At 75.5% G+C, this 13,555-nt stretch carries 13 protein-coding genes; 10 read left to right on the forward strand and 3 right to left on the reverse strand.

The window, feature by feature from the left end; genetic code table 11:
• The first annotated feature begins 461 nt into the window (after positions 1 to 461).
• Positions 462 to 1,676 (forward strand): cysteine--1-D-myo-inosityl 2-amino-2-deoxy-alpha-D-glucopyranoside ligase, encoded by a 1,215-nt coding sequence (gene mshC / locus J1M38_RS02710; RefSeq protein WP_241246426.1) that lies wholly within the window; start codon positions 462 to 464, stop codon positions 1,674 to 1,676.
• A gap of 22 nt (positions 1,677 to 1,698) precedes the next feature.
• On the opposite strand, the gene J1M38_RS02715 is transcribed toward mshC, so the two are convergent.
• Positions 1,699 to 2,649: a proteasome assembly chaperone family protein gene (locus J1M38_RS02715; RefSeq protein ID WP_052833426.1), complete on the reverse strand. Its 951-nt coding sequence runs from the start codon at positions 2,647 to 2,649 to the stop codon at positions 1,699 to 1,701.
• A gap of 91 nt (positions 2,650 to 2,740) precedes the next feature.
• On the opposite strand from J1M38_RS02715, the gene J1M38_RS02720 reads away from it, so the two are divergent.
• Genes J1M38_RS02720 through dop form a run of 5 tightly spaced genes read left to right on the forward strand, consistent with a single transcriptional unit; the run spans position 2,741 to position 9,159 of the window.
• A complete protein-coding gene (locus tag J1M38_RS02720; protein ID WP_060974154.1) occupies positions 2,741 to 3,481 on the forward strand; it encodes an HAD family phosphatase in 741 nt (246 codons plus the stop codon).
• The gene (locus tag J1M38_RS02725) at positions 3,478 to 4,605 is read left to right on the forward strand and encodes a site-2 protease family protein (RefSeq protein WP_036384807.1); all 1,128 of its coding nucleotides are present in this window, start codon (positions 3,478 to 3,480) and stop codon (positions 4,603 to 4,605) included. The genes J1M38_RS02720 and J1M38_RS02725 overlap by 4 nt, the downstream gene beginning before the upstream one ends.
• Positions 4,606 to 4,621: 16 nt before the next feature.
• Positions 4,622 to 5,686, forward strand: coding sequence for a tRNA (adenine-N1)-methyltransferase (locus J1M38_RS02730; RefSeq protein WP_012750880.1), 1,065 nt, complete (start codon positions 4,622 to 4,624; stop codon positions 5,684 to 5,686).
• The gene (gene arc, locus J1M38_RS02735) at positions 5,687 to 7,441 is read left to right on the forward strand and encodes a proteasome ATPase (RefSeq protein WP_044658916.1); all 1,755 of its coding nucleotides are present in this window, start codon (positions 5,687 to 5,689) and stop codon (positions 7,439 to 7,441) included.
• Positions 7,438 to 9,159, forward strand: coding sequence for a depupylase/deamidase Dop (gene dop, locus J1M38_RS02740; RefSeq protein ID WP_041103801.1), 1,722 nt, complete (start codon positions 7,438 to 7,440; stop codon positions 9,157 to 9,159). The genes arc and dop overlap by 4 nt, the downstream gene beginning before the upstream one ends.
• 15 nt (positions 9,160 to 9,174) lie before the next feature.
• Here the strand turns inward: dop and J1M38_RS02745 are convergent, their stop codons facing one another.
• The gene (locus tag J1M38_RS02745) at positions 9,175 to 9,768 is read right to left on the reverse strand and encodes a cyclodeaminase/cyclohydrolase family protein (RefSeq protein WP_041103799.1); all 594 of its coding nucleotides are present in this window, start codon (positions 9,766 to 9,768) and stop codon (positions 9,175 to 9,177) included.
• Positions 9,769 to 9,808: 40 nt separating this feature from the next.
• Entirely contained in the window at positions 9,809 to 10,273 is a 465-nt protein-coding gene (locus tag J1M38_RS02750) for a pyrimidine dimer DNA glycosylase/endonuclease V (RefSeq protein ID WP_036384792.1), read from the reverse strand.
• 124 nt (positions 10,274 to 10,397) lie between these two features.
• Between J1M38_RS02750 and J1M38_RS02755 the strand changes: the two genes are divergently transcribed.
• From J1M38_RS02755 to J1M38_RS02770, 4 genes are read left to right on the forward strand one after another with little or no spacing between them, the layout of a single operon-like run.
• On the forward strand, positions 10,398 to 10,589 hold the full coding sequence (locus J1M38_RS02755; protein WP_041103796.1) for a ubiquitin-like protein Pup: 192 nt from the start codon (positions 10,398 to 10,400) through the stop codon (positions 10,587 to 10,589).
• Positions 10,586 to 11,980, forward strand: a complete 1,395-nt coding sequence (gene pafA / locus J1M38_RS02760; RefSeq protein ID WP_041103794.1) for a Pup--protein ligase — start codon at positions 10,586 to 10,588, stop codon at positions 11,978 to 11,980. The genes J1M38_RS02755 and pafA overlap by 4 nt, the downstream gene beginning before the upstream one ends.
• A gap of 37 nt (positions 11,981 to 12,017) precedes the next feature.
• Complete coding sequence (locus J1M38_RS02765) at positions 12,018 to 13,109, forward strand: FKBP-type peptidyl-prolyl cis-trans isomerase (RefSeq protein WP_041103792.1); 1,092 nt, start codon at positions 12,018 to 12,020, stop codon at positions 13,107 to 13,109.
• A gap of 32 nt (positions 13,110 to 13,141) precedes the next feature.
• Positions 13,142 to 13,537 (forward strand): FKBP-type peptidyl-prolyl cis-trans isomerase, encoded by a 396-nt coding sequence (locus tag J1M38_RS02770; protein WP_010078659.1) that lies wholly within the window; start codon positions 13,142 to 13,144, stop codon positions 13,535 to 13,537.
• Positions 13,538 to 13,555: the final 18 nt, after the last annotated feature.

Consider the following 13,555-nt stretch of genomic DNA (forward strand, 5'->3'; position numbering starts at 1 on the left):
CGCATCCCGGCCGAGGCCGTGACCGCGTGGCGCGGGGCCGTCGGGTCCGCGGATCCGGCGGACCTGCCCTCGGTCCTGGTGCACACCCAGGTGTTCGGCGCGGCCATGGAGCTGATGGCCGACCCCGAGTTCCCGCTGCCCCTGCCCGGGCTGGTGCACCTGAGCAACACGGTCCTGCACCACCGGCCCGTCCCGGCTGAGACCGCCCTGCGCGTCACCGCGCGTGCGGTGGGTCTCGTCCCGCACCACGCGGGCACGGCCGTGGACGTCGTCGTGACCGTCGAGGGGCCCGGCGACGACGGCGGGGAGGCACTGCTGTGGGAGGGCGTCTCCCGGTACCTCGCCAAGGGCGTCCACCTCTCCGGCCTGCGTCCCGAGCGGCTGTCTCTTATAAACATCTCCGAGCCCACGAGACGAGTAGTAATCTCGTACCGCCCGCCGTGCCGAGCCGCCCCGACCGGCTGCGGCTGCACGACACCGCCACGGGACGGACTCGGCATCCGGGCAACGACGCGCAGCGCGCCTCGCTGTACGTCTGCGGGATCACCCCGTACGACGCGACGCATCTCGGCCACGCGAGCACCTATGTGGCCTTCGACCTGCTGCACCGCTACTGGCGCGCGGCCGGTCTCGAGGTCGCCTACGTCCAGAACGTGACCGACGTGGACGACCCCCTGCTCGAGCGGGCCGAGGCGACCGGCGTCGACTGGCGCGCGCTCGCCGAGGAGCAGACCGACCTGTTCCGTGCGGACATGGCCGCCCTCGAGGTGCTCGCCCCGGACCACTACGTCGGCGCGACCGAGGCGGTGGGCCTGGTGGTGGACGCCGTCGAGACGATGCTGGCGGCGGGCCGGGCCTACCGCGTGCCGGGCGGCGACGGCGAGCCCGACGGGGACGTCTACTTCGACGTCCGCGCGGCCCAGTCCGCGACCGACTGGCGCCTCGGACAGGTCTCCGCGATGGGCCTGGACGAGATGGCCGCGGTGTTCCCGGAGCGGGGAGGCGATCCCGACCGCCCCGGCAAGCGCGACCCGCTGGACCCGCTGCTGTGGCGCGTGCACCGCGAGGGCGAGCCTGCCTGGGACGGTCGGTCGCTCGGCTCCGGCCGGCCCGGCTGGCACATCGAGTGCTCCGTGATCTCCCGGGCCCACCTGCCGGCGCCGTTCACGGTGCAGGGCGGCGGCTCCGACCTGCGGTTCCCGCACCACGAGTTCTCCGCCGCGCACGCCACCGCCGTCGACGGCCTGCCGCTCGCGCACACCTACGCGCACACCGGCATGGTGGCCCTGGACGGCGAGAAGATGTCCAAGTCCCTCGGCAACCTCGAACTCGTCTCCCGCCTGCGGGCGCGGGGCGTCGAGCCGGTGGCCGTCCGCGCGGCGATCCTCGCGCACCACTACCGGTCGGACTGGGAGTGGTCCGAGCAGGTGCTGGCCGACGCCCAGGCGCGGGTGGCCCGTTGGCGCGCCGCCCTGGACGGACCGCATGCCGCCGCCGGCGTCGCCGTGCTGGACGCGGTGCACGCGGCGCTCTCGGACGACCTCGACGCCCCCCGCGCGCTGGAGGCCCTCGACGCATGGGCGGCCGGCACCCTGCCGGGCCTGGCCGAGGCCGCCGCCGACCCGCTGCCGGTGGTCGACGTCGTGGCGGCGCTGCTGGGTCTGCGCCTGCGCTGACCCCGCCGGGCGCGGCCGGGCGTCAGCGTCCGCCGCGCCCGCGCAGATAGCGCTCGAACTCCCGCGCGATCGACTCGCCCGAGGCCTCCGGCAGCTGCTGGGTGTCCTGGGCCTCCTCGAGCTGCCGGACGTAGGCGGCGACGTCGGGGTCCTCGGCGGCCAGCTCGTCCACGCCGCGCTGCCAGGCCCTCGCGTCGTCCTCGAGCCCGCGCGTGGACACGCTCACGTGCAGCAGGTCCTCGACCGCCTCGACCAGCCCGAGCAGCGTCTTGGGGGAGGGCGCCTGGGCCACGTAGTGGGGCACCGTCCCCCACAGCGAGAGGCTCGGCAGGCCGCGGCGCGCGGCCTCGTCCGCGATGACGCCGATGATCCCGGTGGGCCCCTCGTAGACCGGACGGTCCGCGCCGACGGCCACCCGCACGTCCACGAGCGGCGAGGTCGGGCGGGCGCGCAGGGGCCGGGTGTGGGGCACGTCCGCCAGCAGCGCGCCCAGCGTCACGACGGCGTCCACGTCACGCGCGTCGGCCGCCGTGAACAGCTCCTCGAGGAACGCGCGCCACCGCACGTTCGGCTCCACGCCGACGGCGAGGAGCACACGCACCCCGTCCGGCGGGGCAGCCTCGCCCGCGACGGGCCGACCCTCACGGTCCAGGAGCGCCTCGTGCAGGGTGACCGCCGGCCAGTCCAGCGTCCCCAGCCCGTCGGCGTCGCGCCGGACCAGGGGTCGAGTGACCTGGTAGTCGTAGAACTCGCCGTCGCACACCCGTCCCGCGTCCGCCGCGTCCCACTGCTCGCGCAGCGCGCCCAGGGCCCCGGTCGCGGCCTCCCCGGCGTCGTTCCACCCCTCGAAGGCCAGCAGCAGGACCGTGGGGGCCCGCCGCCCGGCCTCGAGCGCGTCCACGGTCGCCGTCAGGTGGGTCCGCAGCGGGCCCAGGACGTCGTCCGGCTGGTCCTCGGAGGTAGCGTCGGTCATGGCGGCCAGCCTAGACACGGCCCGACGACGGGGTCACGGCCCGCGACCCGCCCGGCACACCCCGGCGGCGGCGCTCGATAGGATGCACTCCATGCCCCGCCACCCCGCGCCCGCCCCGGACGACCGTGCCCGCCGCCTGCCGCGCGCCGTCCTGTGGGACATGGACGGCACCCTCGTGGACACCGAGCCCCTGTGGAACGCCGTCCAGCGCCGGCTGGTGGTCGAGCACGGCGGCACCTGGTCGGAGGACCTGGCCGCCTCCCTCGTGGGACACCCTCTGGACGAGGGAGCGCGCCGCCTGCAGGAGGCCGGTCTGGACCTGCCCGTGCAGCGGATCATCGACCTGACGATGGACGAGGTCGTCCAGGGGGTCGTCGGCGGGGTGCCGTGGCGGCCGGGCGCCCGGGAGCTGCTCGTCGCGCTCGCCGAGGCCGGCGTGCCGGGCGCCCTCGTGACGATGTCCCATGCCCCACTGGCCCGCGCACTGGCCGAGCGGGCGCCGGCGGGCACGCTGGACGTCGTCGTCTCGGGGGACATGGTCTCCCGGGGCAAGCCCGACCCGGAGGCGTACCAGCTGGGCCTGCAGCTGCTGGCCGAGCGGACACCGGGGCTGACGGCCGCCGACTGTGTGGCGGTCGAGGACTCCCCGGTGGGCGTCGGCGCGGCCGTGGCCGCGGGCCTGCCGACGGTCGGCGTGCCCAGCGTGCTGCCGCTGCCGGCGGGGCTCGCGACCGTCGAGTGGACGACGCTCGCCGGCCGCACGCCGGCCGACCTCGCCGCGGTCCGTCGGATCGCCGCCGCGCGCAGGCCCGGGGCGGACGAGCCCGGATGAGCGGGCCCGCCTCCGTCCGGCTGGGCACGATCGCCGGCGCGCCGGTGCGCCTGTCCTGGTCCTGGCTCCTGATCGCCGCGGTCATCACCCTCGCGTTCGGCCCGCAGATCCAGCGCGCGCTGCCCTCGCTCGACGGCGGCGCCTACGGGGTCGCCCTGGGGTACGCCGTGCTCCTGGCCCTCTCCGTCCTGGTCCACGAGGCCGCCCACGCCCTCACCGGCCGCGCCTTCGGCCAGCGCACCGAGGAGATCGCGCTCACCCTGTGGGGCGGGCACACCCAGTTCCGCAGCCCGTCCGCCCGACCGCTGGACACGGTCCTCACCGCGATGGCCGGCCCCGCCGCGAACCTCGTGCTCGCGGGCCTCGCCCATCTGGCGGCCCGCGCCGTGCCCGGCCCGTCCGTCCCCGCCCTGCTGCTCGAGGTCACGGTGTGGGCCAACCTCCTCCTGGCCGCGTTCAACGCGCTGCCGGGCACCCCGCTCGACGGCGGCCGCATGGTCGAGTCCGCCGTCTGGGCCGCCACCGGCTCCCGGGCCCGTGGCGTCGAGGCGGCCGGCTGGGCCGGGCGCGTCGTCGCGGTGGGCGTCCTCGCGGCGGTGTTCGGCCCCCCGACCCTCGCGGGCCGCGCGCCGGACCTGTTCGTCGTCGTCCTGGCGGCCTGGGTCGCCCTCACGCTGTGGCGGGGCGCGGACGACGCCGTGCGCCACGGGCGCTGGAGCCGCCGGCTGGAGACCCTGCGGCTCGAGCAGGTCGAGGCGCCCGCCATCGCCCTGCCCGAGCACCTCTGCGTCGCCGAGGCCCTGGCCCAGGCGGACGGCGGCCGCCGCGCCGTCGTGGCCGTGGACGGGGCCGGTCGGCCCCGCGGCGTGCTGGACCACACGGCCGCGGCGGGCCTGACCCCGGCGCGCCGCACGACCACCGCCCTGGCCGCGGTCGCCGTCGCCCTGGCTCCGGAGGCCGTCCTCGTCCGCGACGACGTCCCCGCCGCCGGTCCCGACCTGGCCTCCCGCCTGGCCGACCCCCAGACCCCCGTGTGGGTGCTGACCGACGCGCACGGCCTCGTGCGCTCCGTGGTGCCCCGCGAGACGATCCTCGCCGCCGTCGACGCGACGCGGCGTCCCTGAACCGAAGGAGCCCCCCATGACCGAACCCACCGGCGTGAGCGCGCGCCGCGGCCCCCTGCGGGCCGGCCAGCGCGTGCAGATCAAGGACGCGAAGGGCCGCCTCAACACGATCACCCTGCTGCCCGGCGGGGAGTTCCACAGCTACCAGGGCGTGCTGCGGCACGACGACCTGATCGGCGGCTTCGAGGGCGTCGTGGTCGAGAACTCGGCCGGCCAGCCGTACCAGGTGCTGCGCCCCCTGCTGAACGACTTCGTCCTGTCCATGCCCCGCGGCGCCACGGTGGTCTACCCGAAGGACGCGGCGCAGATCGTGCAGCAGGCGGACATCTTCCCGGGCGCCGTCGTGGTCGAGGCCGGCGTGGGCTCCGGCGCCCTGTCCATGTCCCTGCTGCGCGCCGTGGGCGACCACGGTCGCCTGCACTCCTACGAGCGCCGCCCGGAGTTCGCGGACGTCGCCCGGGCCAATGTGGAGGCCTTCTTCGGCGCCGAGCACCCCGCCTGGTCGGTGCACCTCGGCGACGCGCAGGAGGAGATGCCCAAGGTCCACGAGCCGGGCTCCGTGGACCGGGTGGTCCTGGACATGCTGGCCCCCTGGGAATGCCTCGACGCCGTCGCCGAGGTCCTGGCCCCCGGCGGTGTGTGGCTGAACTACGTGGCCACCGCCACCCAGCTCTCCCGCGTGGCCGAGGCCATCCGGGACTCGGGCCGCTTCACGCAGGTCGAGGCCAACGAGACCCTCGTGCGCGGCTGGCACCTGGACGGGCTCGCCGTGCGCCCCGACCACCGCATGGTCGCGCACACCGGCTTCCTCCTCACGGCCCGCCGCCTGGCCTCGGGCGAGGAGGCGCTGCGCCTGAAGAAGCGCTCCAAGGTCTCCGAGTTCAAGGCCGAGGACGTCGAGGCCTGGCAGCCGGCCGACGAGGCCCGGTGGACGCCCGAGGCCCTCGGCGAACGGCCGGTCACGGACAAGAAGGCGCGCAAGGCGGCGAAGGAGGCCCGCCTCATGGCCGCGCGGTCACGCGCCGCCGAGCAGGGCGTGGACGCGTACGGTGGGAGGACCCCGACCGGGGAGCAGGACTGAGTGGACGGAGCACCGGTGGACCACCACGCGCAATCAGGCACGGAGCACGCCGAGCAGCGCCTCGCCGAGGCGCGGGAGCTGCTGCGGCAGTCCCAGGCCGAGGCCGAACGGCTGCGGCACCAGCTGCAGTCCGCCCAGCGGCACGCCGCCGGCCTGAGCGAACGCCGTCGGGCCGCCGAGGCCCAGACGCAGACGGCCGCCCGCAACAACCGGCGCATGGTCGAGCTGCTCGAGGCCACGCGCGCCGAGATCGCCACGCTCAAGGAGAACCTGGACGCCGTCACGCATCCGCCGTTCACCTTCGCCACCCTCGAGGCCGTCCACGCCCCGCGCGAGCCCGAGGAGGGCGTGGAGACCGGCGCCGTGGTGCGCGGGGGAGCGGACGTCGTGCAGAACGGCCGGCGGCTGCGCGTGACGGTCTCCCCGCTGCTCGACGCCGCCCGCCTCACCCCCGGCGCCCAGGTGCTGCTGGACGAGTCCAGCTCGATCGTCGGCGTCGCCCCGGGCACGGGGTCGGGTCAGCTGCTGCGCGTCAAGGAGGCGCTGCCCGACGGCGGCCTCGTCCTGGCCGGCACGGCGGACGAGGAGCGCGTGGTGCGGCGCGCGCCCGCGCTGGAGGGCGTCGACCTGCGCCACGGGGACGCCGTCACCGTGGACGCCCGCGTCGAATGGGCGCTGCGGCGGGTCGAGCTGTCCGAGGTGGACGAGGTGCTGCTGGAAGAGGTCCCGGACGTCACGTTCGAGGACATCGGCGGCCTCGGCCCGCAGATCGACCGGATCCGCGAGGCCGTCGAGATCCCGTTCCTGCACCCCGAGGTCTACCGCGAGCACGGCCTGCGCGCCCCCAAGGGGATCATGCTGTACGGCCCGCCCGGCACCGGCAAGACCATGCTCGCCAAGGCCGTGGCCAACGCCCTCTCGGTTCGCAGCGCGGACGGCGAGCGCTCGTTCTTCCTCAACGTCAAGGGGCCCGAGCTGCTGAACAAGTACGTGGGCGAGACCGAGCGGCAGATCCGCGTCATCTTCGACCGGGCCCGCGAGAAGGCCGACGCCGGCTTCCCCGTGGTCATCTTCTTCGACGAGATGGAGTCGCTGTTCCGCACGCGCGGCTCCGGCGTCTCCTCGGACGTGGAGACCACGATCGTCCCGCAGCTGCTCACCGAGATCGACGGCGTCGAGGCCCTCGAGAACGTGATCGTCATCGGCGCCTCCAACCGCGAGGACATGATCGACCCGGCCGTGCTCCGCCCCGGCCGACTGGACGTGAAGATCCGCGTGGACCGTCCCGACGCCGCCGGCGCCGCGGAGATCATGGCCAAACACCTCACCGCGGACGTGCCCCTGCACGCCGACGACGTCGTCGCGGCCGGCTCCGCGGACGCGGCCCGCGCGACGCTCATCGCCCGGACGGTCGCCGCCCTCTACGACCGCGGCGCGGACACCGCGCTGGCGGAGCTGACGGACGTGTCCGGCACGACCCACGCCCTGCACCTGGCCGACCTCGTCTCGGGCGCCGTGGTGGCCGACGTCGTGGACCGCGCCAAGCGGCACGCGGTGCGCGACTACCTGGCCGCCGGCCAGGCCCCGGCCGCGCTCGGCGTCCGCGAGGGCCACCTGCGCGAGGCCGTGGCCGCGGTGCTGGAGGACCAGACGGACCTCCTGGCCACGGTCGCGCCCGCCGAGTGGGCGCGCACCTCCGGCTGGCGCGGTCCTCGGCTGCGCTCGCTGCGCATGGTCCGGGGGGTCGAGGCATGAGCGCGTTCGGCCGCGGGGCCGCGGACGGCTTCGCCCGGGCCGTCGACGTCGGCCCGACCCCCGCCTTCGAGGGCCAGCGCCGGCTTTTCCACGGCGCGGCCGTTCCCCCGAACGGGCGGGACGCCGCCGGCTGGGGCGTGCACCGGGTGATGGGCACGGAGACCGAGTTCGGCATCCACGCGCCGGCCAACCCGGGGGCGCACCACAGCGTGCTCTCGGTCGAGCTCGTGAACGCGTACGCGGACCTGGCGACCCGGTCCGGCTCGGCGGTGGCCGGCACGGAGTGGGACTACACGGGGGAGTCGCCGCTCGTGGACGCCCGCGGCTGGCGGCTGCCGCGTTCGGCGGCGCACCCCTCGCAGCTGACCGACGAGGCGCTCGTGGGCCCGGACGGGGAGCCCGTGCACCTGCTGCTGTCCACCGTGCTGGCCAACGGCGCGCGCTGGTACGTGGACCACGCCCACCCGGAGTACTCGTCGCCGGAGACGACCACCCCGCGGGACGCCATGGTGTGGGACGCCGCCGGGGACCTGGTCGCCCAGGCGGCGGCCGAGCACATCGGCCAGGCCGAGGGCGCCCCGGAGGTGCTGGTCTACAAGAACAACGTGGACGGCAAGGGCCAGTCCTACGGCGCGCACGAGAACTACCTCGTGGCCCGGTCCCTCGACTTCGAGGAGCTCACCGCCGTCCTGCTGCCGTTCTTCGCGGCGCGGCAGGTGCTCGTGGGCGCGGGCCGCGTGGGACTCGGCCCGGCGGGGGAGCGGCCGGGCTTCCAGCTGTCCCAGCGGGCCGACTACTTCGAGGAGCCCGTGGGCCTGGAGACCACGATCCACCGGCCGATCGTCAACACGCGGGACGAGCCGCACGCCCGCCCCGAGGCCTACCGCCGGCTCCACGTGATCATCGGCGACGCGACGCTGAGCCAGCACGCCACGTGGCTGCGGATGGGCATGACCGCGCTCGTCCTCGCGATGGCCGAGGCCGGGACGGCGCCCCGGCTCACCCTGGACGACCCGGTGGCCGCGTTGCAGACGATCAGCCACGACCCGGGCCTGCGGGCCACGGTGCCCCTGCTCGAACGCACCGCGGACGGCCCCGTGCGCCGGCACTGGACCGGGCTGCAGATCCTGCGGTCCTACCTGGACGCGGCCCGCGCCCACTGCGCCGCCTTCGGGGCGGCGGATCCGCAGACGCGCGAAGTGCTGGACGCCTGGGCCGTCGACCTCGACGACGCCACCGCGGATCCGCTGTCCCTGAGCGACCGCGCCGACTGGGCGGCCAAGCTGCGCGTCCTCGAGGGCCTGCGGGCCCGCACGGGCGCGGACTGGACCGACCCCCGCCTCGCGATGGTGGACCTGCAGTACGCCGACCTCCGCCCGGCCCGCTCCCTGCACCGCCGCCTCGTGGCCGCCGGCGCCCTCCGGACGCTCGCCGATGAGGCGGAGATCCGTGCCGCCGTCGCCACGCCGCCGCGGGCCACCCGCGCGTGGACCCGCGGCAACCTCGTGGGCCGCCACGGTGACCGCGTGGCCGGCGCCGCGTGGGAGACGCTGCTGCTGCGCGGGGCGGGGGAGCGGGTGCACCGGCTGCACCTGGCCGAGCCGCTGGTCGGCGCCGCCGTGGACCTGCCCGGCTGGTGGGAGGACGCCGCCGCGCCCCGGCCCGACGACGAGGCGCTCGTGGCCACGCTGGCGCCGCTGTTCGGCGCACGGGCCTGAGGCGGGGGCGGGCGCTCAGCCCGTGACGGCCGCGCGCACGCGGCCCAGCAGGGCGTCCGCCCGCGCGACGAGACGGTCCGCCCGGTCGACGTCGGTGCGCAGGACGCCCTCCAGGCCCTCGTCGCGGAGGGGGCCCAGGTTGGTCTCGAGGGTCACCGCGGCGGCGGTGAGGCCGCCCCGGACGCAGCCGAGCGCCGCACCGACGTCGGAGAGCACGTTCGGGTTCGCCGCGTCCAGCACACGCTCGGCCAGGTCCAGTGCACGCGCGGCGGCATCGACGATCCCGCGGGGTGGCCGGACGGCCTCGGCCAGGGCGGCCTGGATCGCGGCCGAGCGCCGGGCCCGGTCCTCCGGGGTGTCGCGGGGCAGCCCGAACGCCTCGGCCACGGCGCCGAAGCCCCGCTCGTCGCCGTCGGCGAGGCCGAGGCACGCCGCGATCAGGCCCTCCGATGCCCGGGCGTCCTCCTCGGCTGCGCTGAACCGGGCCGCCATGGCCAGCAGTCCGGCGCCCTCGGCGACCGCCAGCGCGCCCGTCGCGCCGCCACCGGGGGTGGGCTCGCCGGAGGCGAGGCGGCCCAGATAGCTCTCGATGCTCTCGTCGCGGATCATGCCCCCACGGTGCCAGACCGGGCCCGACCGCGGCCCGCCCTCAGGCGCGCTCCCAGGACGCGACCGGCCCCGGGACGATCGTGAACAGCGGGTGCACGTCGGGGACGGGCGTGTCCGACCACTGTTCGAGCCAGGCGGGGCTGCGCGCGGCCAGCTTGGCGCACAGGTGACGCCACTCCAGGTCGCGCTGGCCCGTGGTGGCCGGGATCGGTGCGAGACCGGCGGGCGGGATGCGCACGGCGCCGTCGGGGGCGGGGCACGGCCGGTCGATCCGGGAGTGATCGAAGCGATAGCCGCGCGCCGTGGCCTCGGCCTCGAGGCCGGAGAGGAACGCACCGACGGCGCCGGACGGGTCCGGGTGCTCCCGGAACCTCAGCAGCTGCGGGTGGTCCCGATATCCGCGCGTGCGGCCGGCCAGGACGGCCTGCGCGAGCAGGGCCTCGCGCCAGGCGCCCGTCAGGCCCTGGCGGTCGAGGTGGCGGGGATGAAGGGTCCACAGGCGCATGCCCCCATCCTGCCAGCGTGGGGCAACCCGGGGACGTGGGGCTGAAACGTGGCCCGCGCGTGGGGCAGGATGGGTGGACGCGGACGGAGCACACCGACCCGCGTCGACGCACGAGGAGGCCACCATGTCCCAGGAGCAGATCCGCCCACGCCCGTCCGGCGGCGACGACGAGACCGGCGCCGCGGCGGGCCAGGCGCACGTGAAGCCCGCGGCCCAGGACCAGGGCCTGGACAGCCTGCTGGACGAGATCGACTCGGTGCTGGTGTCCAACGCCGAGGAGTTCGTCAAGGGCTTCGTCCAGAAGGGCGGCCAGTGACCGACGCGGACCGCGCCCGCCGGATCCTCGGGCTGGAGACGGAGTACGGCGTCCAGCATTGGAACCCGCAGGGGCGCCCGCTCAGTCCCGAAGAGGTCGTCCGCTACCTCTTCCGGCCCGTCGTCGAGTGGGGGAGGTCCTCGAACGTGTTCGTGGCCAACGGCTCCCGGCTCTATCTCGACGTCGGCTCCCACCCCGAGTACGCGACCGCCGAGTGCTCGACGCTCGACGAGCTCATCGCCTCGGACGGGGCGGGGGACCTGCTGCTGCACGACCTCGTGGTCCAGGCCGAGGAGCGCATGGCCGCGGACGGGGTCGGCGGCCGGATCCACCTCTACCGCAACAACGCCGACTCCTCGGGCAGCTCCTACGGCTCCCACGAGAACTACCTGCTGCGCCGGCGCACCGAGTACCGGCGGCTCACCGAGGCGCTCGTCCCGTTCCTCGTCTCCCGGCAGATCCTCGTGGGCGCGGGCCGCGTCGTGCCCGCCGGCACGTGGCCCGAGGGCGAGGGCCCGGCCCACTTCGCGTTCTCCCAGCGCGCCGACTTCGTGCAGGACGGCGTGTCCTCCTCCACCACGCGGTCCCGGCCGATCATCAACACGCGGGACGAGCCGCACGCGGACGCCTCCGAGTACCGGCGCCTCCACGTGATCGTGGGGGACACGAACCTCTCCGAGCACACCCACCTGCTGCGCTTCGGCGCCACCGACCTGCTGCTGCGGATGATCGAGGCGGGCTTCCCGCTCGGGGACCGCGTCGTCGCCCACCCCACCCGCGCGGTGCGGCAGATCTCCCACGACCTCACCGGCACGGCCCGCATCGCGCTCCGGGAGGGGGAGGCCTCCGCCCTCGAGCTGCAGGAGCACTACCTCGAGCGGGCCCGCGCCTTCGTCGCCGCGGAGGGTGCCCACCACGACCGGGTGGGGGAGGTCCTCACCCTGTGGGGCGAGGTGCTCGACGCCGTCCGCACCGGTGACCGGTCCCGCATCGAGGACCGCATCGACTGGGCGATCAAGCTGCGCCTGCTGGAGGACTACCGGGCCCGCCACGACCTGGGTTGGGACGCGCCCCGCCTCGCCCAGCTGGACCTGGCCTTCCACGACATCGACCCCGACCGGGGGCTGTTCCGCCTGCTGCTGCGGCGCGGCGCCGTCGCGCGCCTGCTGCCCGAGGACGCCGCCCGGTCCGCCGTGGAGACCGCCCCGCCCACCACCCGGGCCCGCGTGCGCGCGGACTTCGTGGCCCGCGCCCGGGAGCGCGGCCTGGACTACGCCGTCGACTGGACGACCCTGAAGCTCACCGACCATCCGCTGCACGCGATCGTGACGAAGGACCCGTTCGACACGTCGTCGGCCGCCGTCGACCGGCTGTTCGAGCGGATCGCCTGACAGCGCGCGTCCAGGACGCGCCGTTAGGGTGACCCGCATGAGTTCGTTCGAGACCCCCCAGCCCCCGACGGCCCGCCGCCGTCGCCGCCTGCTGCCGCTGCTGTCCCTCGGCGCCGCAGGCCTGATGCTGGCCACCGCCTGCGCCACCGGCGACGACGGCGCGGACCAGCCCCACAGTGACACCGCGTCGGCCTCCACGTCGGCCGCCCCCGAGCGGGCGGCCGTCGGCGAGGGCCAGGGGGAGCCGGACGCCCTGACGGGTGTCACCTTCACGGAGGGCGACGGCGGGGCGCCGACGGTCGAGATCGACGGGGAGATCGACACCGACCAGCCCACCACGCGCGTGCTGACCGCCGGCGAGGGGGAGCAGGTGCAGGAGGGCGACGTCCTGAAGATGTCGATCGCCGTCGTCGATCCGGCCAGCGGCGAGGTGGTCGCCGAGAACTTCAGCGGCGAACCGGAAGCCGTGCCCGTGGACGACCAGCTCAAGTCCATGAACCCGGAGATCCACGAGATGCTGGTGGGCAACGGCGCCGGCACGATCGTCGCCGCGTACAGCCCCGAGTACGACGTCTCCGTCCCGCAGACCGAGAGCGCGTCGCCGAGCGCCTCCCCCTCCACCCAGACGCAGCCCGCCCAGCTGTTCGTCTACAAGATCGACGCCATCCTGCCGAAGCAGGCCGAGGGCGAAGAGGTGACCGAGCGGGACGAGCGCCTGCCCGACGTCACCGTGGACGAGGAGAGCGGCCGGCCGAGCATCGCGAAGCCCGACGGCGAGGCGCCCCAGGAGCTGGTGGTCCAGCCCCTGATCGAGGGCGAGGGCCGCGAGGTCGGCGCGGACGACACCGTGACCGTGCAGTATGAGGGCGTGACGTGGTCCGACGGTGAGGTCTTCGACTCGTCCTGGGAGACGGGTCAGGCCATCACGTTCTCCCTCAACCAGGTCATCGAGGGCTGGAAGGAGGGTCTGGCCGGCCAGAAGGTGGGCTCGCGCGTCCTCCTGTCGATCCCGGCCGAGAAGGCCTACGGTGAGCAGGGCAGCCCGCCGGACATCGGCGAGAACGAGCCCCTGCTGTTCGTGGTGGACATCCTGGACGCCCAGGCGTCCGCCACCCCGTCGGCGAACTGACCCCGTCCACGAGAACCCAAGAGGAGAGCACCGTGTCCTTCGGACAGCGCGACTACGACCGCACCAAGCCCGAGATCGACTTCCCGGGCGAGACCCCGCCCACCGAGCTCGTGGTGGAGGACCTGATCGAGGGCTCCGGCCCGGCCGTCGAGGCCGGCTCCCGCGTGCAGGTCCACTACGTGGGCGTGGCCTGGTCCACCGGCGAGGAGTTCGACGCCTCGTGGAACCGCGGCACCCCGCTGCCCCTGACCGTCGGCGTCGGCCAGGTCATCGCCGGCTGGGACCAGGGCCTGCTCGGCATGAAGGTCGGCGGCCGCCGCCGCCTCGAGATCCCGCCGCACCTGGGCTACGGCGCCCGCGGCGCCGGCTCCGCGATCGGGCCGAACGAGACGCTCATCTTCGTCTGCGACCTCGTCTCGGTCGACTGACCCCGGGCCCCGTGACCC

Origin of the sequence: Micrococcus sp. KRD070, from assembly GCF_017168435.1 — a bacterium.
Classification (GTDB): domain Bacteria; phylum Actinomycetota; class Actinomycetes; order Actinomycetales; family Micrococcaceae; genus Micrococcus; species Micrococcus luteus.

Bases quoted from the DNA above. Each gene is read 5' to 3' on its own strand.
- J1M38_RS02715 (WP_052833426.1), bottom strand. From the start codon at position 2,649: ATGACCGACGCTACCTCCGAGGACCAGCCGGACGACGTCCTGGGCCCG.
- J1M38_RS02720 (WP_060974154.1), top strand. From the start codon at position 2,741: ATGCCCCGCCACCCCGCGCCCGCCCCGGACGACCGTGCCCGCCGCCTG.
- J1M38_RS02725 (WP_036384807.1), top strand. From the start codon at position 3,478: ATGAGCGGGCCCGCCTCCGTCCGGCTGGGCACGATCGCCGGCGCGCCG.
- J1M38_RS02730 (WP_012750880.1), top strand. From the start codon at position 4,622: ATGACCGAACCCACCGGCGTGAGCGCGCGCCGCGGCCCCCTGCGGGCC.
- dop (WP_041103801.1), top strand. From the start codon at position 7,438: ATGAGCGCGTTCGGCCGCGGGGCCGCGGACGGCTTCGCCCGGGCCGTC.
- J1M38_RS02745 (WP_041103799.1), bottom strand. From the start codon at position 9,768: ATGATCCGCGACGAGAGCATCGAGAGCTATCTGGGCCGCCTCGCCTCC.
- J1M38_RS02750 (WP_036384792.1), bottom strand. From the start codon at position 10,273: ATGCGCCTGTGGACCCTTCATCCCCGCCACCTCGACCGCCAGGGCCTG.
- J1M38_RS02755 (WP_041103796.1), top strand. From the start codon at position 10,398: ATGTCCCAGGAGCAGATCCGCCCACGCCCGTCCGGCGGCGACGACGAG.
- J1M38_RS02765 (WP_041103792.1), top strand. From the start codon at position 12,018: ATGAGTTCGTTCGAGACCCCCCAGCCCCCGACGGCCCGCCGCCGTCGC.